This window comes from Microbulbifer echini (assembly GCF_041447225.1).
Taxonomy (GTDB): Bacteria; Pseudomonadota; Gammaproteobacteria; order Pseudomonadales; family Cellvibrionaceae; genus Microbulbifer; species Microbulbifer echini.
The window spans coordinates 47058-70875 of sequence record NZ_JBGMEL010000011.1 but is presented as its reverse complement, the minus strand read 5'-3'; the positions used below and the strand labels follow the sequence as shown (position 1 = coordinate 70875).

The following is a 23818-nucleotide window of genomic DNA, read 5'->3' as shown; positions in this document are numbered from 1 at the left end:
TCAGTATGCTGATCACAAGGTTGTTTAGGCGCCAGGGAAGCTGGTGTATTTGGATGCTGGTTGCCTCTGCATTTCTGGTCGGCTGTGAAACTGTGGGCTACTACGCCCAGGCTGCTGCCGGTCAGTGGCGTATTTTATCCGCACGAGAACCCATAGAAGAGGTTATCAACAAGCCAGGTACCAGTGAACAACTACAACAGCAGTTACAACTTATACTAGAGATCAGAGCGTATGCCGCCGAAGTTTTAAAATTGCCGGTAGGGAATGCCTACAGCGCCTATGTACAACTTGATGACACCTATCCAATCTGGAATGTGCTCGCCGCTCCAGAATTCTCCCTAGCGCCAAAGCGCTGGTGCTATCCAATAGCCGGCTGTGCCAGCTATCGTGGCTACTTTCGCAAGTCTGCCGCAGAGGCCAAGGCTAACAGCCTGCACGCACAGGGCTACGATATTTATCTGGGCGCAGTCCCCGCTTACAGTACGCTCGGCTGGTTCGACGATCCGATACTTTCTAGTTTTGTAAACTGGCCCCAGGAGCGTCTGGCCGGTCTTTTATTTCATGAGTTGGCGCACCGACGAGTATATATTTCCGGGGATACCCAATTTAATGAGAGCTTTGCCACCGCCGTCTCTGAAATTGCCCTGCCCGGTTGGCTCCGTAGCCAGGGGCTGGTGAGCTCCGCAGACCGTGCGCGTGCCGAAACCCTGTCTGTACGCCAACTGATGGCGGCTACGCGCAGGCAACTGAAGCCTATCTACCAATCTTCAGAAGCAGACGATGTAAAACGAGAGCAAAAAGCTCAGGTTTTATCCCGGCTGCGTCAATGCTATAGAAAACTCTCCGCGAACTGGCCCAATCCCGCACGCTATCAGAACTATATAGAAAAAACCAACAACGCCACGCTGGCTTTGGCTGCAGAGTATGAATCCCAGGTTCCAGCCTTTAAGCAGCTTTATTTGGATAGCGGTAGTTGGGAGGTTTTTTATGATGCGGCGCAAAGGCTGGGGGATTTAGATAAGGTTTATAGACAGGAAAGTTTGCGTGTGCTTGGGGATAGATATCGAAGAGAACTCTCACCCAGAAATTTTGGCTCTTCTTTTGATGCAGAGAGATGTATGGAAATTTAATTTAGAAGGTATAGATTCCAGGTTTTGATAAAAACTCTAAATTAAATGTTTCTTGAAAAGAATGAATAAAAATTTGAAGCTAGATGCCCGTTAAGTTTGGATGGTTTAATCCGAGACACACTCCATAGTGTTAGCAGCACCACTTTTATGACTTTTATGACTTTTTATTTGTGTTTAGGGTTCAATCCCTAAAATATATGGCACTTCTTATTTAAAGAAATTATAGTTGCGGAGAATTTTCTGCGTATATTTTTGTTAAGGAGAGGTGTAATTAAAATGCGCCGATATGGACTTTTTAGATTAATAGGTGTTTGTGCTCTCTGTGTGTTGACCGCATGTAGCGGAGGCAATGGAGGCAATGGAGGCAATGGAGACAGCGAAGACAGAGAAGGAGCAGCCGAAAATACTGTCCGCCTTACAATTGAAGGAAAGGTAGTAGATGGACCTGTGTCTAATGCACAAATAGACTTCGTTATCGGTGATACTCAAGTTTCCACTGAATCTGATAGTAAGGGTAACTATTCAATTGCTATAGAGGTGCTTGAGGGGGAAGCGGAAAACATAGTAAAGGCCGTGGCTTACTCACCTGATAATGGCAGGGTTGAATTTGTTTCTTTAATGGGATCCATTACATCACTGGTCGAATATGCTGGGGAAGATGGTGTCCTTGAGCAATCTGAGCACTATGCGGTAAATATAAGTAGTATCTCTACATCAATTTCAGCCCTTTTGGAAGAGGGAAGTAATAGTGAGGTTAACTCGGAATCTTCTCTACAAAAGGCCTTAAAGAAAATTGACGCTGAAAGAGCTTTTTCAACTGCAGCGTCAATTAAATTTATGTTGGAATATTCTGAAAAAGGAATATCTTTGCCTTCCGATATACAAACTACTTATGGATATGCGAAAAGTTTCGAACTATCAGCTAAGTATGTAAGTATGATGGATATGCAGTTTTCGGAGCTGTTTAATGATATCAAAGCGGGTATTGTTAATGATACTAATCTAGTTAGCCTTTTCCCCAATCAAATAACGTCAGTAGCAGATACATATTATTTTGATTCCCTAGAGTCACAGCTCACCTTGAGTGAAGACGGAACTGGTGTGTACTCTTACAGTGGCGGTAGTATCGATTTGAATTGGTTTCAAGAAACAGATGGTATTAGGCTTGATTTTAAAGATTCAATTTTCGGAATGGAGGAAACTATAATTGATGGGGAGTCAATTTATACCGACCTTAAAAGAAAGCCTAGCCGGCTATTTTGGATGCTAGATGGAAAAACTCAGGGCATTATGGTTATAGAGGTTTCTGATACCTTGAGTTATCCATATCATGATGATATCCCTGAAAGTACAAAAGTAAGATATATTGCAGATACTGCTGTTCGCTCTGCAGGATTATTAAACCCTAAAGATGTGTTGTTAATTGGGCGTGACTATAGCTTTCCTACATCAGTTAGAAACGGGGAAGTTGTTGATTCGGATAACTCTGATGCAGTTCTTTATTTTACAGCCTTAAGTTTGAAGTTGTCTGGTGATTTTGAGAATGGTGGTAGTGCCATAATAAAAGAGCCAACTATCACTGGTAGCGGGGAAAGAGCTGAGAATCTTTCATCTGGGGAATGGATTGTCGATGATAAAAATCGATTAATAATTAATTTATCTGATGGCTCTCAATTTATATACTCATTGCTAAATCTTTCTGAAAAGGATGAGGTGATCTTTTCATCCGTTCTAACGAAATCGGAAAATGACGAGGATAAAGCCCTCTTTGATCCTATCCTTTTAAAACAGGTGATGGGCTGGACCGACAACGACGTAATTGGTCAGTATTCTGGTGGATCAGATTTTCATTCGCCGTTATCTAGATACCTTCAGGATTTTAAAGCAGATGGAACTATGGATCTTGATAATTCCAGAGACTCCAATGGTAATGGTGTCTTAGAAGATAGTGAGATCACTAAGAATACCTGGCGATGGAAGCTTAGCGATAATGGTAATTTACTTATTCGGGAATATAAAACTAAAAATCGCACTGATTGCTTACCTGAAATTTGGGATACTGAGGATGGGGCAGAGTGTGTCCTCTATCGTGCGAGAGAGTGGGAGCTTTACCAAGTTGATAAGGATAATCGTTATTGGTTTAAGCAGTACTTGGACTCTTTCTCAGATTATCAAAGAGAGACGTTAAGTGGGATAGATGATCCTGGCGGTCACCTTCTATTATCAGGATATATTATGAATACAAATAGGGAAAAATTTTCTAGTGTAAAGTAATCAAGACGATACGCTAAAAATGGACATCGATGGCTTGATCAAGGTCGTCGATGCCCCCCCTGCAAATAGGTACATAGAACCGAAAAGTGGAATGCTCAAAGTAACCTTTAGGTTATGGAGGAAAATATATGCTTATATTTTTTAGCCACATCCAGCATCCGGTTCGCAAATCCCCACTCATTATCAAACCAAATCAATATCTTCACTAATTTTCCACCGGCAACTCGTGTCTGGCTGGCATCAATAATGCCCGAGCGCGGGTCGTGATTAAAATCGCAGGAGGCGAGTGGTTCTTCGGTGAAGCCGAGTACGCCTTTAAACTCTGTCGCGGCTATGGATTTTAGTAAAGTATTGACTTCACTTTGGCTCACGTTTTTATTTAATTGCACAGACAGATCTATGGCGGAGACGTTGACGGTGGGGACGCGCATAGCTTGAGCTTCGAACTTCCCAAAAAGGTGCGGAAGTATGCGTTCGATGCCGCGGGCGAGGGCGGTGTCGACGGGAATTATTGAAGTAACGGCGGAACGGGTTTTTCTTAAATCGGTGTGGTGGTAGGCGTCGCTCACCGGTTGGTCGTTCATAGCGGAGTGGATCGTGGTCAGCACACCGGCTTCGATGCCAAATGCCTGATCCAGTGCCGCGATCACCGGTACGCTGCAATTGGTGGTACAGGAGGCGGCTGAAATAATGGTCTCACTGCCGGTTAAGGTGTGATCGTTCACGCCATAAACAATCGTGGCATCTACATCGCGACTGGCGGGTTGGGAAAATAAAACTTTTTTGGCTCCGGCGGTCAGGTGTAACTCCGCTCGCCGGCGCTCTTTAAAGCTACCGGTGCATTCGAGCACGATATCGACTTTTTCCCGCCTCCAATCCAGATCCTCCAGTCGTTGATAATGCGTGACCGCGATACGGTCGCCATTAACGGTAAGAGTGTCACTTTCCACCGATACATCACCGCCAAAACGCCCGTGAACCGAATCGTATTTGGTCAGGTGGCCGATGGTGGCACAGTCGGCCAGCTCGTTGATGGCGACAATCTGTAGAGCGTCGCGGGCACCGGATTCGTACAGGGCGCGTAGAACGGAGCGGCCGATGCGGCCGTAGCCATTGATGGCGAGTCGGGTCGTCATAGCGGTAATGCCGGATAGGATTTGAGGGTGACACTGTGACACCCCCTGCGCTATTAAGCGACAGGGGGCGCCTGGCTGGAGCCTGTTGCAGGGGTTAGTTCAGCACTTTTTCGACGGTTTCTACCACATTTTCCACGGTGAAGCCGAAGTGTTGCATCAGTTCACCGCCGGGGGCAGATTCGCCGAAAGTACTCATGCCGATAATGGCGCCGTCGAAGCCGACGAACTTGTACCAGTAATCCTGATGGCTGGCTTCCACGGCCACACGTGCGCGAACGTCGGAGGGCAGTACAGACTCTCGGTAGGAGGTGTCCTGCTCCATAAAGGCTTCGGCACAGGGCATGGAAACTACGCGTACTTTCTTCCCGGTCAGTTGTGCTTTCGCGGCCATAGCCAGTTCCACCTCGGAGCCGGTGGCGATAATGATCGCTTCCGGGGTGCCCTCGCAATCGGACAACACATAGCCACCCTTCTCCACTTGAGCGAGCTGTGCGTTATCGCGTTCTTGCGGCGCCAGGCCCTGACGGCTGAATACCAGAGTGCTGGGGCCCTCTTTGCGCGCGATGGCCATCTTCCAGCTTACGGCGGACTCAGTGGCATCGCAGGGGCGCCAGGTGTGTAGGTTGGGGGTAGCGCGCAGGGCGCTGAGTTGTTCAACGGGCTGGTGGGTGGGGCCGTCTTCACCGAGGCCGATGGAGTCGTGGGTGTAGACGAAGATCACGCGCTGTTTCATCAGTGCCGCCATGCGCACGGCGTTGCGGGCGTATTCCATAAACATCAGGAACGTAGCGCCGTAGGGCACAAAACCGCCGTGCAGGGCGATGCCGTTCATCATGGCGCTCATGCCGAACTCGCGTACACCGTAGTAGACGTAGTTGCCGGAGGCGTCTTCGGCACTCACGCCCTTGGAGCCAGACCAGATGGTGAGGTTGGAGCCGGCCAGGTCGGCAGAGCCGCCGAGAAATTCGGGCAGCATTGGGCCAAAGGCATTGAGTGCGTTTTGGCTCGCTTTGCGCGAGGCAATTTTCTGCGCATCTTCCTGGCACTGTTGGATGTAGTCGTCGGCTCGGGCGAGGAAGTCTGCAGGCAGTTCACCGTTCATGCGGCGTTCGAATTCGGCGGCCAGCTCGGGAAATTCTTCGCGGTAGTCGGCGAAAATATCTTTCCACTCGTCTTCCTGGGCCTCGCCCTTGGCTTTGGCATCCCAACCGGCATAGATATCTTCGGGAATTTCGAAGGGCGGGTGGGTCCAGCCGATGGTTTCGCGGACCAGAGTGATTTCATCGTCGCCGAGCGGGGCGCCGTGGCACTCTTCGCGCCCCTGCTTGTTGGGGGAGCCGAAGCCGATCACCGTTTTACAACAGATAATGGTGGGCTTATCGCTGTTGGCGCGGGCTTCTTCGACCGCGGCCTTAATCGCGCTGGCATCGTGACCATCTACATTGGGGATCACGTGCCAACCGTAGGATTCGAAGCGCTTGGGCGTGTCGTCGGTAAACCAGCCTTCCACCTCACCATCAATGGAGATGCCATTGTCGTCGTAGAACGCGATCAACTTACCCAGGCCCAGGGTCCCGGCCAGGGAGCAGGCCTCGTGGGAGATGCCCTCCATCAGGCAGCCGTCACCTAAAAAGGTGTAGGTGTGGTGGTCGACCAGTTCATAGCCGGGGCGGTTAAATTGGGCGGCCAGAACTTTTTCTGCCAGTGCCATGCCCACGGCATTGGTGATGCCCTGGCCGAGGGGGCCTGTGGTGGTCTCTACACCGGGCGCATAGCCGTATTCCGGGTGGCCCGGGGTTTTGGAGTGCATCTGGCGAAAATTTTTCAGCTCTTCGATCGGCAGGTCGTAGCCGGACAGGTGCAGCAGTGAGTACAGCAGCATGGAGCCGTGGCCATTGGAAAGCACGAAGCGGTCGCGGTCGGCCCAATGGGGGTTGGCCGGGTTGTGCTTCAGGTAGTCATTCCACAGGACTTCGGCGATATCCGCCATACCCATAGGCGCACCGGGGTGCCCGCTGTTGGCTTTCTGGACTGCGTCCATAGACAGGGCGCGGATGGCGTTGGCCTTGTCTGTGCGAGAGGGGGTAGAAGACATAGGAAGAGCTCTCTGGTTTTCGGGTGGCCGCGGTGCTGCTCTGCAGGCGGTTTCCCGCAGCGACAAAATGGGGGCGTATTTTCCCGTAAAGGCCGGCCCTGCGCAAAGGCTTGCGGGGGAAATTGCAGGTAAGTGAAGCATTAATTACTCGCAGCATAAGCCGGAATTGGCTTTCTGACATCTACATCAAAATAATTTTATGAAGCTATATCAAAATTCTTTGATATAGCTTTGTGTGCCTGCTAGACTCGTCCGCATGTCTGAATCCCAGCCCATCCCTGAGCCCGATAGCAGCGTAGAAATCCCCCAGTTGGCGGCGACCTTGAAGGCCGCAGGTGATCCCCTGCGCCTGGAGATACTGCGCCTGCTCAGCCAGGACTCCTATAGCGTGCTGGAACTGTGTCGTATTTTTGAGTTGCGCCAGCCGGCCCTGAGTCACCACCTCAAGGTGCTCGCCCAGGCGGGGCTGGTGAGCAAGCGCCGCGAGGGCAATAACCTTTTTTACCGGCGCACAAGTGCTACCCCGCTGCTTGCGCAGTTGTTCACTAATTTGGACCAGTTGCCCTTGTCCTGCGCGCGGGTACAGTCGGTGGCGCGTATCTCCGAGGAGCGCGCCGAGGCTTCTCGCCGTTTCTTTGCCGATTACGGCAACCGGTTCCGCGAACAGCAGGAGCTCATCGCCAGTTACAGCGCATATGGCCCCCAGGTGGCGCAACTGCTGAACGCCGGTCGCCACGCTCTGGAAGTAGGGCCCGGTGAAGGGGAATTCCTGCAGGAATTGTCCCTGCGTTTTGCCACGGTAACGGCACTGGACCTGTCCTCAGCCATGTTGGAGCGGGCGCAGGCATTCGCCGATGAGCAGGGCCTGGCCAATATCGAATTTGTATGCAGCGATACCCGCGCCGCAGCGGCGCGCCCGGCCAGTGCCGACAGCATCGTCGTGAATATGGTGCTGCACCACACCCCCGACCCCGCGCAGATTTTTCACGACCTGCAAGGTGCATTGAAAAGCGGCGGTCAACTGCTAGTGGCAGAGCTCCAGGCGCACGGTCAGAACTGGGCGCGGGAAGCCTGTGGTGATCTGTGGTTGGGTTTTGCTCCGGAGCAGTTGAGCGACTGGGCACAGAGTGCCGGTCTGAAAGATGGGCGCAGTGTCTACAGCGCCTTGCGCAATGGTTTTCAGATCCAGATAAGAGAATTTGTAAAGCCCTGACGACAGCCCGATCAATCGCCAGGACCAGAATTTTGCTAACCGCCCGCGGCGGAACACATGGAGACTCTCACATGAGTGAATACAAACTGTTTACATCGGAATCCGTGTCTGAAGGGCACCCGGATAAAATTGCCGACCAGATTTCCGACGCGGTATTGGATGCTCTGTTGGCCCGCGATAAACAGGCACGCGTTGCCTGTGAAACCCTGGTGAAAACGGGTATCGCGGTCATCGCCGGGGAAATTTCTACCTCTGCCTGGGTGGATCTCGAAGAGTTGGTGCGCAAGGTAATTACCGATATCGGTTACACCTCTTCCGATGTGGGTTACGACGGGGAGACCTGTGGTGTGATCAACGTGATTGGCAAGCAGTCCCTGGATATCGCCCAGGGTGTCGATCGCGCCAAGCCGGAAGACCAGGGCGCTGGAGACCAGGGCCTGATGTTCGGCTACGCCACCAACGAAACCCCGACCTTTATGCCGGCGCCGGTCTACTACGCCCACCGTTTGGTGGAGCGCCAGGCAGAAGCTCGCAAGTCCGGTCTGTTGCCCTGGCTGCGCCCGGATGCCAAAAGTCAGCTCACCTTCCGCTACGACGAGCAGGGTCGTCCCTGTGCCATCGACGCGGTGGTGCTCTCCACCCAGCACAATCCCGATGTGAGCCAGGCCGACCTGCGTGAGGCGGTAATGGAGTTGATCGTGCACCACACCCTCCCGCTGGAGTGGCTGCACAAAGACACCAAGTTCCATATCAACCCCACCGGTAATTTTGTGATCGGCGGCCCCGTTGGCGACTGCGGCCTGACCGGGCGCAAGATTATTGTGGATACTTACGGCGGCTCCGCACGCCACGGCGGCGGCGCCTTCTCCGGGAAGGACCCCTCCAAGGTGGATCGCTCCGCAGCCTACGCCGGCCGTTACGTAGCCAAGAATATTGTTGCCGCAGGCTTGGCCAAGCGCTGTGAAATCCAGGTGTCTTACGCGATTGGGGTAGCCGAGCCCACCTCGGTTGCTATCAATACGTTTGGCACTGGTGCGGTTTCTGAAGACAAGCTGGTGGAGCTGGTGCGCGAGAATTTCGACCTGCGTCCCTATGCTATTTCCAAGTCTCTCGACCTGCTGCACCCCATGTACCAGCTGACGGCGGCCTATGGCCACTTTGGTCGCGATCCCTTTACCCACACCTACAACTGGGTGGATGGCAACGGCCAGGCACGTAGCGAAACCTTCACCGCCTTCCCCTGGGAAAAAACCGATAAGGTCGATGCCCTGCGTACTCAGGCGGGCCTGTAACGTTTGAGAGTACCGCGGAGCAGTATTTTTGAAGCAATCTCTACTGTGTCGCGGGAAGCAAGTACCAAATAACTGGAACCGATAAAGAATGAATCAAATGAGCACTGAATTTAAAGATTTTAAAATTGCGGATATTACTCTGGCCGAGTGGGGTCGCCGCGAAATCGAAATTGCCGAAGGGGAAATGCCGGCGCTGATGACTCTGCGGGAAAAATACCGCGCAGATCAGCCCCTCGCTGGTGCGCGCATCATGGGTTGTATCCACATGACAATCCAGACCGCGGTGCTGATTGAAACCCTGATTGCGTTGGGCGCCGAAGTACGCTGGTCTTCCTGCAATATTTTCTCCACCCAGGATCACGCCGCTGCCGCCATTGCCGCGAGTGGTATCCCGGTATTCGCCTGGAAAGGTGAAACCGAGGAAGAGTATGAGTGGTGTCTGGAGCGGACGGTGGGTGCCGATGTCGCCGGCTGGCGACCGAATATGATTTTGGATGATGGTGGCGATCTCACTGAGCTTCTGCACCGCAAATACCCCGGAATTCTGAACAACTGTCACGGTATCAGTGAAGAAACCACCACCGGCGTACACCGCCTGCAGGATATGTTGCGTGACGGCGCTCTGAAGGTGCCGGCGATCAACGTCAACGACGCGGTGACCAAGAGCAAAAACGATAATAAATATGGCTGTCGTCACAGCCTCAACGACGCTATCAAGCGCGCTACCGACCACCTGCTCGCCGGCAAGAAAGCGCTGGTAATCGGTTATGGTGATGTGGGTAAAGGCTCCGCCGCCTCTCTGCGTCAGGAAGGCATGATTGTAAAAGTTTCCGAAGTAGACCCCATCTGTGCCATGCAGGCCTGTATGGATGGCTTCGAATTGGTATCTCCCTACATCGATGGGATCAACACCGGCACCGCAGAAGGCATTAATAAAGCGTTGCTGGCCAATACCGACCTGATCGTCACTACCACCGGCAACGCCGATGTGTGTGACAAGCATATGCTTTCTGCCCTGAAAAGCGGCGCCGTGGTTTCCAATATCGGCCACTTCGATAACGAAATTGACACCGCCTTTATGCGTGAGAACTGGGAGTGGCAGGAAGTAAAACCCCAGGTGCATAAAATTGTGCGCAACAGCGAAAACAATGATCACTTACTGCTGTTGTCCGAAGGCCGTCTAGTTAACCTGGGCAATGCCACCGGCCACCCCAGCCGTATTATGGATGGCTCTTTTGCCAACCAGGTGCTCGCTCAGATCCACCTGTATGAAGAGAAGTTTGCCGACCTGCCCTCTGACCAAAAAGTGCCTGCTCTGTACGTCAAAGTACTGCCCAAGCACCTCGACGAAGAAGTGGCGCGCTACATGGTAGAAGGTTTCGATGGCGTGATCACACGCATGACGGAAGAGCAGGCTAAATATATCGGTGTTTCCGTAGAGGGCCCGTTTAAGCCGGAAAGTTATAAATACTAATACCCTCAGCAAAGGTGCCGGCTGTGCTGGCACCTGAATTTCGGAGGGCCTGGAAAATATAATGAAAAACCCCATACGCATCAGTTTCGAATTTTTCCCACCCAAAACCCCCGAAGGTCGCGCAAAGCTGTACAAAACTCGCGAGGCTTTACAGGCGTTTAATCCCGAATTTTTTTCCGTCACCTATGGTGCTGGTGGTACCACACGCGAAACCACCGCCAATATTGTTACCAACATGCGCAAAGATGGCATTTCTATTGCGCCGCATTTGTCGTTTGGTGGTGATAATGAAGAAACTATACTTGGTCTTTTAAATACCTATAAAGAGGCTGGAATAAACCGCATCGTAGCCCTGCGCGGCGATATGCCCTCGGGGATGGGCGCAGTGGCTCAATTGGTCTATGCGAATGAGCTGGTCGCTTTTATTCGCCGCCATACTGGCGATCACTTCCACCTGGAAGTCGCTGCCTACCCGGAAATTCATCCGGAGTCCAATAGCTATGACGATGATATACGCTATTTAAAAGGTAAGTTTGAGGCGGGAGCCAATAGTGCCCTGACCCAGTATTTTTATAATCCGGACTCCTATTTTTATTTTTTAGATCAATGTGAGAAGGCGGGAATCGATGCACCGATTTATCCCGGCATTATGCCAATTCTCAATTTTGATAATTTGGTGCGCTTCTCTCGTAACTGCGGAGCTGAAATCCCACGCTGGATGAAAAAGCGCATGGAGAGTTATCGCGATCCAAGTGATGCCCGCAAGTTGGGTATGGAAGTGGTTACCGACCTGTGTGAAACGCTGTTGGAAGGTGGTGCACCAGGGCTTCATTTTTATACGATGAATCAGGTGGGAGCCTCAGAGAGCATTTTGCAGGCTTTGGGCTTAGATGCACGCTAGCCCACTAATGATATTTAGTTGCACAGAGTGTTGGCAGTATTGTTCTGCATGTTGTGAGATCTAATCAATGCGAAAATATTGCCCGCCTATTGAGCCTTTCCTCTCGATAGTTTACGAAGACTCCTCCTTGTTGGTTTTAAATAAACCCAGTGGACTTCTCAGTGTGCCCGGGAGGGATTTGGCTCACAAAGACAGCCTGACAAGCCGGGTGCAACAAAGTTATTCAGAAGCTTTAACAGTGCATCGACTGGATATGGATACTTCAGGGCTAGTAGTTATGGCGCGGAGTCCGGAAGTCCATCGAAAGCTCAGTCGTCTTTTTCAAAATCGCGAAGTCGATAAGACCTACCTTGCCAGGGTATGGGGTGTCCCCGCTGCGGACTCGGGCGAGGTGGATTTGCCGCTGATCTGCGACTGGCCCAATAGGCCGCGGCAGAAAGTGGATTTTGAGGTGGGTAAGCCCTCTTTTACCCGCTGGGAAAAAATTTCCAGCTCGAAAGAGAGCAGTCTGTTGCGCCTGCTACCGGTCACCGGTCGTTCTCATCAATTAAGGGTACACATGCAGGCGATAGGTCACCCGATACTGGGCGACCCATTTTATGCGAATTCAGAGGCCCTGGCTGCGGCGCCCAGATTGTTGCTCCATGCTGGCGCTCTGAGTTTTAATCATCCGGAGACGCAGGAGCGATTACACTTTACCAGCGAATTGCCAGATTCTTTTTCTGCTTGATATTTTCAGTAATCGCTCACAGTACATGATTATGTTAGGCAATAAAAAGGGCGATCTACTGATCGCCCTTTTTATTGTTTGTCGATACTATTTCTTATTCTTCATTGCCGCCATCAACAGGTCGCCCATACTGCCATTGCCACCGTTCTGGTTGCCCTTTTGTTGCCGATTACCCTGTTGCTTGTTATAGCGTTGGGCTTGGCGGTTTTCGCGCTGATCACCTTTCTTAACGCCGCCACTGCCCTGCTCTCCGGGTTCGTCGGAGAGGCGCATGGAGAGGCCGATGCGTTTGCGTGCCACGTCCACTTCCATCACTTTTACTTTGACGATATCGCCGGCTTTTACCACTTCGTGGGGGTCTTTGACGAATTTCTCCGACAGCGCGGAAATATGTACTAGGCCGTCCTGGTGCACGCCGATATCCACAAAGGCGCCGAAGTTGGTGACGTTGGTGACGGTGCCTTCGAGCACCATGGCGGGGCGCAGATCTTTAAGTTCCTCGACGCCCTCTTCGAAGCGGGCGGTGCGGAATTCTGGGCGAGGGTCGCGGCCAGGTTTTTCTAATTCGGCGATGATGTCGGTAACGGTGGGCACGCCGAACTTCTCATCGGTGTAGTCGGCCGGATTGAGGCGCCGTAGGAAGGCGGAATCGCCGATCAGGCTATTGATCTCGCGGGCGTTTTTCTCGGCGATACGTTTCACCACGATATAGGATTCGGGGTGTACACCGGATTTATCCAGGGGGTTTTCGCCGTTATTAATACGTAGGAAGCCGGCGGCTTGTTCGAAAGCCTTAGGTCCCAAACGCGGTACTTCCATTAACTGCTTGCGGTTTTTAAAGGCACCATTCTGGTCGCGATAGCTGACAATATTGCTGGCAATAGAAGCGCTAAGGCCCGATACCTTGGCCAGTAATGGTGCTGAGGCGGAGTTGAGTTCTGCGCCGACGCCATTTACACAATCCTCAACGACGGCGTCGAGGGAGCGTGCCAGCTGGGTCTGGGATACATCGTGCTGGTACTGGCCAACGCCAATGGATTTGGGTTCGATTTTCACCAGCTCCGCCAGCGGATCTTGAAGACGGCGGGCGATAGAAATGGCTCCGCGGATGGTCACGTCCAGGTCGGGGAATTCCCGCGCGGCGAGTTCGGAGGCGGAGTAAACAGAAGCGCCCGCCTCGTTAACGACGACTTTCTGCGCACTCAACTGATATTGCTTGATCGTTTCTCCGACGAACTTGTCGGTTTCGCGGCTGGCGGTGCCATTGCCGATAGCGATCAGCCCCACATTGTATTTATTGCATAGCGCGGCGATGACTGCGGCAGATTCTTGCAGTCGATTTTGCGGCTGGTTGGGGAAGATTGCGGTGTGATCCAATATTTTGCCGGTGGCATCGACCACGGCTACTTTAACCCCGGTGCGCAGTCCGGGGTCTAAGCCGATGGTGGCTTTGTGCCCGGCGGGCGCCGCTAGCAGCAGGTCTTTGAGGTTGCGGGAGAAAACCTTGATGGCCTCTTCTTCCGCTTTCTCACGCAGCTCACCCAGCAGGTCGGTTTCCAGTGCGGTGAGTAGTTTGATACGCCAGGTCCAGCGTACAACTTCGCCGAGCCACTTATCCGCCGGGCGCCCCTCATCACGGAGTTCGAAGTGCCTGGCGATCATGGTTTCGCAGGGGTGTCCGGCAGTGGCTGGGGCTCCCTCCTCTTCCGGCAGGCCCACGCTGATGGCGAGGATACCCTCGTTGCGGCCGCGGAAGATGGCCAGAGCGCGGTGGGACGGCACCCTAGACCAGTCCTCGGCATATTCGAAATAATCGCGGAATTTGGCTCCTTCTTCCTCTTTGCCATCCAGCAGTTTGGACTTGACCTGCCCCTCGGATTTGAGGAAATCGCGCAGTCTGCCCAGCAGTTCGGCGTCCTCGGCGAAACGCTCCATCAGGATAAATTTGGCTCCGTCGAGGGCGGCCTTGATGTCTTTCACCTGTAAGGAAGTGTCTTCGCACTCGGCATTTAGATATTGCTGTGCTTCTACGGCTGGGTCTAGGCTGGGGTTGTTAATCAGCGCATTGGCCAGAGGTTCGAGACCCGCTTCGATAGCGATTTGTCCCTTGGTGCGGCGTTTGGGCTTATAGGGAAGGTAGAGGTCTTCGAGGCGGTTTTTGGTGTCGGCGCTGTTGATCTGCTGAGTGAGTTCTGCAGTGAGCTTACCTTGATCATCAATACTCTTGAGGATGGTTGCGCGGCGCTCTTCCAGTTCGCGCAAATAGCGCAGGCGCTCTTCCAGATTGCGCAACTGAGTGTCGTCCAGAGCCCCTGTCACCTCTTTCCGGTAGCGGGAAATAAATGGCACTGTTGCGCCTTCATCCAGCAGGGATACTGCAGCGGTGACTTGTTGGGGGCGTACGTTGAGTTCTTCGGCGATGCGAGCGTTGATATCCAGCATTTGATGTTTATATCCGTTTTCCGGGGGTTCGTACCTTAAGGAGCGGCGTTTGACCGGGAAACAGCCTGTCGGTTTCCTTGGCTTTGCGCGGCCCGCTGTCTCTGCTGCAGCGGTCAATTGGGTCGGACATTATGCGTTACCAGGGCGTCGCGAGGAAGGTTTGCGGTAGGGCACAAACTCTTGCGGCGACCTGCATCCAAATCGACCCTTATCGGCGTCGAACTCCAGTAGAATGCGCGCTAATTAAAAATTGACCAGTTTGGGTCACAGAATGGGGTAGAGGGTGCCTGTGAAAGTGTCGAACAAGAACAAGCTTTTATTTACCGTTTTGGCTATTGGAATGGTCGCCATTGCTGTGGTGGTGGCATTGAAACCCAAGCCGGAAGAAAAGCCTCCCGAAGCGGTAGTGCCACCGGTGGCGGATGTTCTCTATGCGGAGCCGGGGCGCCAGACTCTGCTGGTACCGAGCCAGGGCACGGTACACGCCCGCCACGAAATCGAAGTGGTGGCCCGTGTCGGTGGTGTAATTGAGCGTGTGGGTCAGGCGTTTGTACCCGGCGGTTTCTTCGATGAGGGTGCCAGCCTACTTCAGCTTGAACAGGCGGATTATGTCTACAAGGTGACCCGCTCCGAGTCACAGCTGGCGGATGCCAAGTCCGCCCTCGCCCAGGAGCAAGGCCGAGCCAAACAGGCCAAGCGCGAGTGGCGCGATCTGGGGAGTGCAGCCGCCAACGCCCTGTTCCTGCGCAAACCCCACCTGCAGGCAGCCGAAGCCGCGGTGGCTGCCGCGCGAGCGGATCGCGATCAGGCCAAGCTGGATCTGGCGCGCACCGAGGTGAAGACCCCCTTTGCCGGGCGCGTGATGGAAACCTATGTCGACCTGGGCCAATACATCACTCCCGGCACTCCCCTGGCAAAAATTCACAGCACCGGTGTCGCCGAGGTGCGCCTGCCCCTGACCGACCAGCAATTGGCACTGCTCGACCTGCCCCTGGGTAAATCTTTTGAGCAAGGCCCCGAAGTGCGGCTGCAAGCTGTAGTGGCGGGGCGCCAGCGCGAATGGCGCGCCCAGCTGGTGCGTACCGAGGCCAGCATCGATACCAACAGTCGCTTTATTTATGCCGTGGCCCAGGTACAGAACCCCTACCAGGGCGATGTTCCCTTGATGAATGGCCTGTTTGTCGAGGCAGATATAGCGGGCCTGACCCTGGATGACGTGGTGATATTGCCGCGCCAGGCATTGCACGAGGGGGATCACCTGCTGGTGCTGGACGCAGAGAGCAAGCTGCAGTTCAAAACTGTAGAACTGTTGCAGAGTATCGGCGATAAAGTGTGGCTGCGCGGCGATATTGCCAATGGTGATCGCGTGGTGGTCTCCAGTCTGGGATATTCCCGCGAGGGCATGGCGCTGACCGCCAACCCCCTGAATAAAAAACCATCCGGCCTGATTGAGAGTGTGGAGAAAGAGGCGGAAGCCTCCGCAACGGCCACCAGTGAGACCGCGGCAGCGAATAGTGCTGCCCCCGGAGGCCGCTAATGAACGGAATTATTACTTGGTTCGCGCGCAATAGTAAGGCCGCAAACCTGCTGATGATTATGATCATCATCGGTGGTTTTTTCGGTATCAGCGGGATTGATCGCGAGGTATTCCCGGCCATCCAGCCGGGTATCGTCGAGGTGGAAATCTCCTACCCCGGTGCCGGCCCTGCGGAAGTTGAGCAGCAGGTGACCGTGCGTGTCGAGGAGGCTATCTCCGAGGTGAAGGGGGTCAAGGAAGTGAACTCCGCCTCCCGCCGCAGCCACGCCTCCATCGAAATTCAGGCGGTGGATGGTTACGATGAGTTGCGCCTGCTCAACGATATCAAGGTGCAGGTCGATAGTATTAATACCTTCCCCGAGGGTATCGAGCGCCCGGTGATCCGCTTGCAGGAGTGGGATACCCAGCTGATGATGATCGCCATCGGCGGTCCGGTCTCCGAGCGCCAGCTCAAGGAGACCGCCCTGGACCTGCGCGACAAGCTCACCCTGATTCCCGGTGTGCGCAGTGTGGATATCTGGGGCGAACGCCCGGACGAGCTGTCCATCGAGGTTTCCGAACTGGATCTGCGTCGTTATAACCTGAGCTTCAATGATGTAGCTAATGCGGTGCGCCGCTCCTCCCTGGATTTGCCCGCGGGCATGGTGCGTTCCGACCGGGGTGATATCCAGGTACAGACTCGCGGCCAGGCCTATAGCGCCGAGGATTTTGAACGTATTCCCGTCGTCAGTCGCGCGGATGGCTCGGTGCTGCTGCTGCGCGATGTAGCCACCGTGCGGGATGGCTTCGAAGAGTACAATAACGTCATTCTCTTCAACGGCAACCCGGCCATGAACCTGCGCGTCGTGCAGGGTGAACCGCTGGATGTGGTCGCTACCGCCGAGCGTATCAAAACATTTATGGCGGAGGCTCGCACCCAGCTGCCGCCGGGTATGGAGTTCGACGTCTGGTTCGACTTCTCCAAAGCTTTTGAAGGCCGCATGAACCTGCTGACCACCAACGCCTTAAGCGGCTTCGCCATGGTCTTTATCATGTTGATGCTGTTCCTGCGCCCGGCTTTGGCGATGTGGGTGACCGTGGGGATTATCGTGGCCTTCCTCGGTGCATTTTGGCTGTTGCCGATCACTGGGGTCAGCCTGAATATGCTGTCGCTGTTCGCCTTCCTGCTGATTCTCGGGATTGTGGTGGACGATGCGATTATTGTGGGGGAAGCGGTGCATGCGGCCCACGACCGCGGCGTTACCGGTCTGGCCGCAGCGGAAGAGGGGGTGAAGCAGGTCTCCGCTCCGGTGATTTTTGCCGTGACCTCCACCATGGTGTTCTTTATTCCGATGCTGTTCCTGCCCGGTTATACCGCGCAGATGATGCTGGCCCTGCCGGTGGTGGTATTGCTGTGCCTGGTGTTCTCCCTGGTGGAATCCCTGTTGATCCTGCCGGCGCATTTGGTGGGTATGAAACCGGAGCAGCCGGCCAAGTCCAGTTTGGGCATCAAGCTGCAGAAGCTGCGCGGGCACTTCGCCGGCGCCATGAAAACCGCCGGTGATAAGTACTATCTGCCACTGTTGAAAAAGTCTCTCGGCAATAGCCGCACCACGGTGATGGGTTTTCTGCTGGCACTGGGGCTCTCGATCAGTGTCTTTATGAGTGGATACGTGGGTTCCTCTTTCTCACCCCAGGTACCGTCGGACCTACTGGAGCTGCGCGCCAGCATGGCGGATGGCGAACCTTTCCACGAAGCCGAGCGAGTGATGAATCAGGTGCTGGCCGCAGCGGATAAGCTCGCGACCGATGAAGAGATGCTGAAGAAAAACAACGGCGCGCCTTTTGTTCAGAACTCCATGGTATTCAACTGGCGCGGCAATATTTTTGTGATATTGCAGCTGACCGACGGTGAGTTGCGCGATGTGACATCCAAAACCCTGTCGCTGCGCTGGCGCGAATTGATTGGTGAAATGCCGGCCAGTGTCGAGGACTTGAATATCGACGCCACCATTAACGATGGCGGCAACGGTATGAGCCTGAACCTGAGCACTGCTTCGGGGGATATGGACGAGTTGCGCGCGGCCGCTGATGCGGTGAAGAAGAAAATGAACACCTACGCCGGTGTTTACGATGTGCGCGACAACCTCACCAGTGCCCGCCGCGATATCGAAATCCAGCTGAGGCCCTACGCCACCAATATGGGGATCAACCTGGCCGATGTGGCCAGACAGGTACGCCAGGGTTTCTATGGTGAAGAGGTGCAGCGTATTCCCCGCGGCCGCGAGGATGTGCGCGTGATGGTGCGCTATCCCCAGGAGGAGCGTGCCAGTGAGGAGCAGATGGACCGCATCCGCATTCGCACAGCGGAGGGCGAGGTACCTTTCTCCGCGGTGGCCGATGCGGTGTATGTACCCGGTTACACCACGATCCGCCGCAACAATCGCGAGCGCACCGTAAGGGTCTTTGCCGAGATAACACCGAATACCTCAACCGCGCAGGAAATTCTCAAGGATATGCGCGAGACCCTGGTGCCTGAGCTGGAGCGTGAGTTCCCCGGTTTCTCCCTGCGTACCGCTGGGGAAATGCAGGAGGAAGAGGAATTTAACGGGGCGATCCTGGCGTTCTTCGTGCTGTCCCTGTTCGCTATTTATGCCTTGCTGGCCATTGCCTTCCGTTCCTACTCACAGCCGCTGCTGATCCTCACCGCTGTGCCGTTCGGTTTCTTCGGTGCGGTGGTTGGCCATTTGTTGATGGGGCACGACATCAGCATTATGTCCATGCTCGGCTTCCTCGCCGCCGCGGGGGTAGTGGTAAACGACAACCTGGTCTTGATGGACCGTATCAACCAGCTGCGCGCTCAGGGCTGGGCGGTAATGGACGCGGTGATTCAGGCCGGACGCGATCGCTTCCGCCCCATTATCCTGACTTCCATCACCACTTTTATCGGCCTGGTGCCGATCATGTTCGAGCGCTCTATCCAGGCGCAGTTCCTGATTCCGATGGTGATCAGCCTCGCCTTCGGCGTACTGTTTGCCACTGCGGTGACTCTGGTATTGGTGCCAAATCTGTACAAGGTGATCGAAGTGCTTCGCCCGAAAAGCAAGCGTCTGGGTCAAGGTGAGCCCCCGGTATCACTGGAAACCGTGTGATCCTATCGCGCCCGAGGCAATGGTGGAATGACTCCGCCATTGCCTCACCAGCCTATAAATGCCTAAACTACCTGCCTGCAAAACGCCGACATCCCTGTCGGCTTTTTTATAGTGTTTTACAGGATCTTCCCCCATGCGCATCCCGCGTATCTTCTCCCACCAGGCGCTGGCGGGTGTTTCGCACGTTGAACTGGATGAATCCGCTTCCCGGCATCTGGTAAAAGTCCTGCGCCTTGGCGCCGGTCATCCAATTACCCTGTTCGATGGCCTCGGTGGCGAGTACAACGCAGAGTTGGCTGAAACAGGCAAGCGCGCGCGGGTGCGTATCGGTGCATTTCGCGAGGATAATCGCCAGTCGCCGCTGGCACTGACTCTGGCCATTGGCATTTCCCGTGGTGACCGCTTCGATTGGGTGGTGCAAAAGGCCACCGAGCTGGGGGTGGCGGTCATACAGCCGCTCTTTAGCGAGCGCTGCGAAGTGAAATTATCCGGCGAGCGGTTGCAGAAAAAACTCGGCCACTGGCGTCAAATTGCCGTTAGCGCCTGCGAGCAGTGTGAGCGCAACCTGATACCGGAGATTGCTGAGCCGGTAAAACTTACTCAGTATTTACCGGCTTCGGTACAGCAGGGGGCTTCTTCGACCAAACTAGTTCTGCACCATCGCACTGAGCTGGATTTGCGTCGCTGGCAGGTGGACAATGGCAAACCGGATTCCGCGGTGCTGTTGGTGGGGCCGGAGGGTGGGCTGTCCCAGGCAGAAATCGATATGGCTCTGGCACACGCGTTTATGCCCCTACGCCTGGGGCCGAGGGTAATGCGCACGGAGACCGCCCCCATTGCCGCACTCTCTGTACTGCAATTTCAATGGGGTGACCTGTAGCGGTCAGCGCAGTAAAAAATTTGATGTGATCATAATCCGGGAGGGAGACCATGATCAGAGTACTTATAGGGATGTTGGGCGTCGTTATCGTCGTGTTGTCGGTGGCGATAATCGCCAGGCCGCATCTGGCGCAAAAGATTAGTGAGCGCCTGAATGAAACCGGCTATTTCTTTTCCGCCTGGCTGCGCATCGCCGTTGGGCTATTCCTGCTTTTGATCGCCGGTACGCGACACTGGTATATCCTATTCAATGCCCTGGGCGTACTGGTGCTGTTGAGTGGTGCTTATATGCTGCAAATTGGCTTTGAGCGCGGCAAGGCGCTGGCGATCAAGCTCTCCAGAGGCAATGAAAACTTCCTGCGCATCAGCGGCATACTCGGTGTGATCATCGGTATTATGCTGCTCTCCGCGCGCTGACTTTATGGGGTCCCATGTCTTCCACAGATTTGATCATTTTTGATTGCGATGGCGTGCTGGTAGACAGCGAAAGTATTGTCTGCCGCATCCTGGCCGAGGAAATGAATAAGCTGGGCATGGCCACCACTGCAGAAGAGCTGGATGAACAGTTCAGTGGCCGCCCCGCCAGGGATTGCCTGCTGGAAATCGAAAAGCGTTTCGGCGGCCCCCTACCCGACAATTATTTTGGTAACACCGAACGGCGCATTCGCGAGGCATTTCACGCCGAACTGCAGCCAGTGGCCGGTATCGAGGGGTTACTCGACCACTTACAGCAAATTGGCCTGCGCAGCTGTGTGGCCTCATCGGGCTCCCATCAAAAGATGCAGTTAACCCTGAATAAAACCGGCCTCTTCGACTACTTTGACGGCAAGATCTTTAGTGCAGAGGATGTCTCCCGTGGCAAACCTTGGCCGGAGCTATTTCTGCACGCGGCGACCACCATGGGGGTGGACCCGCAGCGCTGCCTCGTAGTGGAAGACTCCATCGCCGGGGTGGAGGCCGCGGTAGCCGCGGGCATGCGGGTGGTGGGCTACAGCACCCATGCGCTCAGGGCCCCGCAATTGGAGCAGCGCGGCGCGCGGGTTGTCGGCGATATGATGGCGGTAGTGAATTTCCTCTAATACGGATAGCCCCCTCGATTAGTTCCCTGTGCTGTCAGGGACCGGCATCCATGTTCTACACTGAATTTGACGTCTGGAAACCGGAAGTTCTACCTATGGCGGACAAGCCTTTAGTCGTCTGCTGCCTCGTCCTGCTGGTGTTGTTGCTTGCCGGCTGCCCCGATCCTGACCCCAATAGGAAATATGCACTGAAACCCCTTGCGGAGGTACAGTCTGGAGAGGGTGAAAAAGTGGCGCGACAGGCCGCTCCTTTCGGCGATGATCTGGTGCGCTTCCTGCGTGGAAGTACGCGTAAGGGAGGGGACACTTTTCGGTTGCGACTGGAGTTTGCCCCCGGTGGGTTCGCACCACAGATGGATAGCATTGCCGACCTGGAAGCACTGCTGGTGATCATGCGCGATTTTCCGGAAATGCGTATTGCGATTGAGGGGCACACCGACAATGATGGTGACCCCAAGAAGAATCTGCACCTGTCCCAGTGGCGGGCCGACTGGGTGCGTAATTTTCTTATAGAACGCGGTATCGATTCCGAGCGTATGCAGGCCCAGGGTTATGGGGATACGGATCCCATTGCCGATAATGAGAGTAAGAAGGGGCAGAGGGAAAACCGGCGCTTAGTGATCCGCGTACTGAACTTTGACCGGATGCCCAGTCGATTACCGCAGTTGCAGTCCTCTCCGAACCCGTGAACCCAGTGGAGAAACCCGGCCGGGGCCGGGCGTTCCCTCCTGCTGACAGGTGTTGGCCTTAGGTGGGCGCTTTGTCCAGCACCTTATCACTATCACTGTCTGGTGATACTGTCGCTGGCTTGCCGCTAATTACCCGGCGCATCAACTTAGCTCCCTCACGCAACCCCAGAATACTTTGCGCGGTCAGCACACCGGAGATCATCGCCCCGGCGACACCGCAGCTCATAACATCCTGGCCCGTCAGGTACAGGCCCTGCAGTCGTGTCTTGGGTCTCAGCCAGCTTTGCTCAAAGCGTTTCGGGTCGTGATCGAGCCCATAGATCTCTCCGCGCGGGTAGAAGCAAAAGTAATCCGTCGATAGTGGCGTGGATAATTCGTAGTAATCGATTTGCCCGCGCAGTTGTGGAAAATGCTTATACAGGTGCTCCAACAAGCGTTGGCTGAAGGCTTCTTTGAGGGCTTCGTAGTCGTCACCGCGCTTGCCCCAGGGCTTGTCGTGCCACTGGGCAAACCAATCGTAATTGGCTGGCGCTACGATCTCGATCGTGGCGCGCCCCGGATAGCGCTGGGTAAAGGTGGGGTCTTTGGCCGAGGGGAAAGAAATATAGGCCAGCGGAATATCCTGGTCGCTGTCCTGCAGGAAAGCCTGCATGTCCCCTTCGTAGTGTTCGCTGGCATAGAGCCAGTAATTGGTTTTGGGCAGCTGCAGCTCTTCGGCGGTTTTCTCCAGGCCGATATACAGGCACAGATGAGACATGGACGGAGTGACGGTTTTCAGGTTGCGCAGATAACCGAGGCGCTCACTGGCGCTCTGTGGAAGCAGCTTCTCGAAGGTATTGAATACACCGGCGCTGGAAATTACTAGCGGCGCCTCGATCTCAGTGCCATCGCCCATACGCAGACCGCGTACTTTGTTCCCCTGCAACAAGATGGTTTCCACCTTGGCGTAGGTAAGCACATCGCCACCACTGGCTTGGATCTGTGGAATAATGGTTTCGGAAATCTTGCTGGCACCACCAACCGGATAATAACCGCCGTATAAGTAGTGCTTGGCGATCAGCGCGTGAATAATAAAACTGCTCTTCGCCGGGGTCATGCCGTTGTCGCCCCACTGGCCAGTGAGCACCGAGATAAGCTTTTCGTTGCTGGTAATTTCTGCCAGTACCTCTCGGGTAGTCTTGTTCAGCCAGGAGGGATCGCGCAGTTTTCGCCATAGGCGCACTGCAGGACCACACCAGCGGGGAAACAATTTTTCCATGGCTATACGCTGGATGGACTTGGCTACCTCATTGAGACGGCCCAGATAGCGTTCGATATTTTCCCGCTCAGCGGGAAAGTGTTTGACCAGCTCATCGATAAATTCGCGTCGCCCAGCGTGTAGATCAAATTGTTCCTCGCCAATGCAAATTCGGTCGTAGACCTTGTCCATTGGTGCCCAATGCAGATTACCGGCCGTGATAAAGTCAAAAATTTTGCTCGTCATGGTGGGGTGTTCACCGACATCGCCAATGTAGTGCACACCCACATCCCACTCGTAACCGTTGCGGTCGTAGGCATGGGTATAGCCGCCGGCAGTATAGTGTTGTTCCAGGACCAGTACCTTCTTACCAGTGGCGCTCAACATCGCTGCTGTGGTCAGCCCACCAATGCCGGAACCAATAATCAGGGCATCGTAGGGGCCTTCTAAACGACTGGCGCGATAGCGCTTACCAATGCGCAGGCGGCTTGGCTTGGGAGCGCTGCGTTTCTTCTCGGTGTTTTCGGACATGGTGGCCTCGTCACTATTGTTTTTATGGATCAACCATATCGCTCAAAA

At 54.4% G+C, this 23818-nt stretch carries 17 protein-coding genes; 13 read left to right on the top strand and 4 right to left on the bottom strand.

Going from position 1 to position 23818, the window contains the following annotated elements:
- The first annotated feature begins 53 nt into the window (after nucleotides 1-53).
- Both ACCI51_RS12190 and ACCI51_RS12185 read left to right on the top strand, forming a co-directional pair.
- The gene (locus ACCI51_RS12190) at nucleotides 54-1130 is read left to right on the top strand and encodes an aminopeptidase (RefSeq protein ID WP_371843788.1); all 1077 of its coding nucleotides are present in this window, start codon (nucleotides 54-56) and stop codon (nucleotides 1128-1130) included.
- Between the two features lie 276 nt (nucleotides 1131-1406).
- Entirely contained in the window at nucleotides 1407-3404 is a 1998-nt protein-coding gene (locus ACCI51_RS12185; RefSeq protein WP_371843786.1) for a hypothetical protein, read from the top strand.
- A gap of 107 nt (nucleotides 3405-3511) precedes the next feature.
- Here the strand turns inward: ACCI51_RS12185 and gap are convergent, their stop codons facing one another.
- Both gap and tkt read right to left on the bottom strand, forming a co-directional pair.
- Nucleotides 3512-4540 carry a type I glyceraldehyde-3-phosphate dehydrogenase gene (gap, locus tag ACCI51_RS12180; protein WP_371843784.1) on the bottom strand — a complete coding sequence of 343 codons (1029 nt, stop codon included), beginning with the start codon at nucleotides 4538-4540 and terminating at the stop codon, nucleotides 3512-3514.
- A gap of 94 nt (nucleotides 4541-4634) precedes the next feature.
- Complete coding sequence (gene tkt, locus ACCI51_RS12175) at nucleotides 4635-6635, bottom strand: transketolase (RefSeq protein ID WP_371843782.1); 2001 nt, start codon at nucleotides 6633-6635, stop codon at nucleotides 4635-4637.
- Between the two features lie 256 nt (nucleotides 6636-6891).
- Here tkt and ACCI51_RS12170 point away from each other — a divergent pair, with 256 nt between their 5' ends.
- The 5 genes from ACCI51_RS12170 to ACCI51_RS12150 all read left to right on the top strand — a co-directional run bounded on the left by ACCI51_RS12170 (nucleotide 6892) and on the right by ACCI51_RS12150 (nucleotide 12245).
- Nucleotides 6892-7848 carry a metalloregulator ArsR/SmtB family transcription factor gene (locus ACCI51_RS12170; protein WP_299585284.1) on the top strand — a complete coding sequence of 319 codons (957 nt, stop codon included), beginning with the start codon at nucleotides 6892-6894 and terminating at the stop codon, nucleotides 7846-7848.
- 71 nt (nucleotides 7849-7919) lie between these two features.
- Nucleotides 7920-9140: a methionine adenosyltransferase gene (gene metK, locus ACCI51_RS12165; protein WP_299585286.1), complete on the top strand. Its 1221-nt coding sequence runs from the start codon at nucleotides 7920-7922 to the stop codon at nucleotides 9138-9140.
- Between the two features lie 97 nt (nucleotides 9141-9237).
- Nucleotides 9238-10614: an adenosylhomocysteinase gene (gene ahcY / locus ACCI51_RS12160; RefSeq protein ID WP_299585288.1), complete on the top strand. Its 1377-nt coding sequence runs from the start codon at nucleotides 9238-9240 to the stop codon at nucleotides 10612-10614.
- Nucleotides 10615-10675: 61 nt separating this feature from the next.
- The gene (gene metF / locus ACCI51_RS12155) at nucleotides 10676-11515 is read left to right on the top strand and encodes a methylenetetrahydrofolate reductase [NAD(P)H] (RefSeq protein ID WP_299585290.1); all 840 of its coding nucleotides are present in this window, start codon (nucleotides 10676-10678) and stop codon (nucleotides 11513-11515) included.
- Nucleotides 11516-11582: 67 nt separating this feature from the next.
- The gene (locus tag ACCI51_RS12150) at nucleotides 11583-12245 is read left to right on the top strand and encodes an RluA family pseudouridine synthase (RefSeq protein ID WP_299585292.1); all 663 of its coding nucleotides are present in this window, start codon (nucleotides 11583-11585) and stop codon (nucleotides 12243-12245) included.
- A gap of 87 nt (nucleotides 12246-12332) precedes the next feature.
- Here the strand turns inward: ACCI51_RS12150 and ACCI51_RS12145 are convergent, their stop codons facing one another.
- Complete coding sequence (locus tag ACCI51_RS12145; protein WP_371843779.1) at nucleotides 12333-14687, bottom strand: Tex family protein; 2355 nt, start codon at nucleotides 14685-14687, stop codon at nucleotides 12333-12335.
- A 289-nt stretch (nucleotides 14688-14976) separates the two neighbouring features.
- Here ACCI51_RS12145 and ACCI51_RS12140 point away from each other — a divergent pair, with 289 nt between their 5' ends.
- The 6 genes from ACCI51_RS12140 (at nucleotide 14977) to ACCI51_RS12115 (ending at nucleotide 22002) form a co-directional block, all read left to right on the top strand.
- Nucleotides 14977-16224 carry an efflux RND transporter periplasmic adaptor subunit gene (locus tag ACCI51_RS12140; protein ID WP_371843777.1) on the top strand — a complete coding sequence of 416 codons (1248 nt, stop codon included), beginning with the start codon at nucleotides 14977-14979 and terminating at the stop codon, nucleotides 16222-16224.
- A complete protein-coding gene (locus ACCI51_RS12135) occupies nucleotides 16224-19355 on the top strand; it encodes an efflux RND transporter permease subunit (protein ID WP_371843775.1) in 3132 nt (1043 codons plus the stop codon). Before ACCI51_RS12140 ends, ACCI51_RS12135 begins: the two co-directional genes overlap by 1 nt.
- 133 nt (nucleotides 19356-19488) lie before the next feature.
- Entirely contained in the window at nucleotides 19489-20235 is a 747-nt protein-coding gene (locus ACCI51_RS12130) for a 16S rRNA (uracil(1498)-N(3))-methyltransferase (RefSeq protein ID WP_371843773.1), read from the top strand.
- Between the two features lie 50 nt (nucleotides 20236-20285).
- A complete protein-coding gene (locus ACCI51_RS12125; protein WP_371843771.1) occupies nucleotides 20286-20651 on the top strand; it encodes a hypothetical protein in 366 nt (121 codons plus the stop codon).
- A gap of 14 nt (nucleotides 20652-20665) precedes the next feature.
- Nucleotides 20666-21313, top strand: a complete 648-nt coding sequence (locus ACCI51_RS12120) for an HAD family hydrolase (RefSeq protein ID WP_299588681.1) — start codon at nucleotides 20666-20668, stop codon at nucleotides 21311-21313.
- A gap of 50 nt (nucleotides 21314-21363) precedes the next feature.
- The gene (locus ACCI51_RS12115) at nucleotides 21364-22002 is read left to right on the top strand and encodes an OmpA family protein (RefSeq protein ID WP_299588679.1); all 639 of its coding nucleotides are present in this window, start codon (nucleotides 21364-21366) and stop codon (nucleotides 22000-22002) included.
- A gap of 58 nt (nucleotides 22003-22060) precedes the next feature.
- Here the strand turns inward: ACCI51_RS12115 and ACCI51_RS12110 are convergent, their stop codons facing one another.
- Nucleotides 22061-23770 carry a phytoene desaturase family protein gene (locus ACCI51_RS12110; RefSeq protein WP_371843769.1) on the bottom strand — a complete coding sequence of 570 codons (1710 nt, stop codon included), beginning with the start codon at nucleotides 23768-23770 and terminating at the stop codon, nucleotides 22061-22063.
- Between the last annotated feature and the right edge of the window lie 48 nt (nucleotides 23771-23818).

Excerpts from the sequence above, each read along its gene's own strand:
- ACCI51_RS12150 (WP_299585292.1), top strand. The coding sequence starts at position 11,583 with ATGCGAAAATATTGCCCGCCTATTGAGCCTTTCCTCTCGATAGTTTAC.
- ACCI51_RS12135 (WP_371843775.1), top strand. The coding sequence starts at position 16,224 with ATGAACGGAATTATTACTTGGTTCGCGCGCAATAGTAAGGCCGCAAAC.
- ACCI51_RS12120 (WP_299588681.1), top strand. The coding sequence starts at position 20,666 with ATGTCTTCCACAGATTTGATCATTTTTGATTGCGATGGCGTGCTGGTA.
- ACCI51_RS12145 (WP_371843779.1), bottom strand. The coding sequence starts at position 14,687 with ATGCTGGATATCAACGCTCGCATCGCCGAAGAACTCAACGTACGCCCC.
- ACCI51_RS12190 (WP_371843788.1), top strand. The coding sequence starts at position 54 with ATGCTGGTTGCCTCTGCATTTCTGGTCGGCTGTGAAACTGTGGGCTAC.
- gap (WP_371843784.1), bottom strand. The coding sequence starts at position 4,540 with ATGACGACCCGACTCGCCATCAATGGCTACGGCCGCATCGGCCGCTCC.
- ACCI51_RS12130 (WP_371843773.1), top strand. The coding sequence starts at position 19,489 with ATGCGCATCCCGCGTATCTTCTCCCACCAGGCGCTGGCGGGTGTTTCG.
- ahcY (WP_299585288.1), top strand. The coding sequence starts at position 9,238 with ATGAGCACTGAATTTAAAGATTTTAAAATTGCGGATATTACTCTGGCC.
- ACCI51_RS12115 (WP_299588679.1), top strand. The coding sequence starts at position 21,364 with ATGTTCTACACTGAATTTGACGTCTGGAAACCGGAAGTTCTACCTATG.
- ACCI51_RS12125 (WP_371843771.1), top strand. The coding sequence starts at position 20,286 with ATGATCAGAGTACTTATAGGGATGTTGGGCGTCGTTATCGTCGTGTTG.
- ACCI51_RS12170 (WP_299585284.1), top strand. The coding sequence starts at position 6,892 with ATGTCTGAATCCCAGCCCATCCCTGAGCCCGATAGCAGCGTAGAAATC.
- ACCI51_RS12110 (WP_371843769.1), bottom strand. The coding sequence starts at position 23,770 with ATGTCCGAAAACACCGAGAAGAAACGCAGCGCTCCCAAGCCAAGCCGC.
- metF (WP_299585290.1), top strand. The coding sequence starts at position 10,676 with ATGAAAAACCCCATACGCATCAGTTTCGAATTTTTCCCACCCAAAACC.
- tkt (WP_371843782.1), bottom strand. The coding sequence starts at position 6,635 with ATGTCTTCTACCCCCTCTCGCACAGACAAGGCCAACGCCATCCGCGCC.
- ACCI51_RS12185 (WP_371843786.1), top strand. The coding sequence starts at position 1,407 with ATGCGCCGATATGGACTTTTTAGATTAATAGGTGTTTGTGCTCTCTGT.
- metK (WP_299585286.1), top strand. The coding sequence starts at position 7,920 with ATGAGTGAATACAAACTGTTTACATCGGAATCCGTGTCTGAAGGGCAC.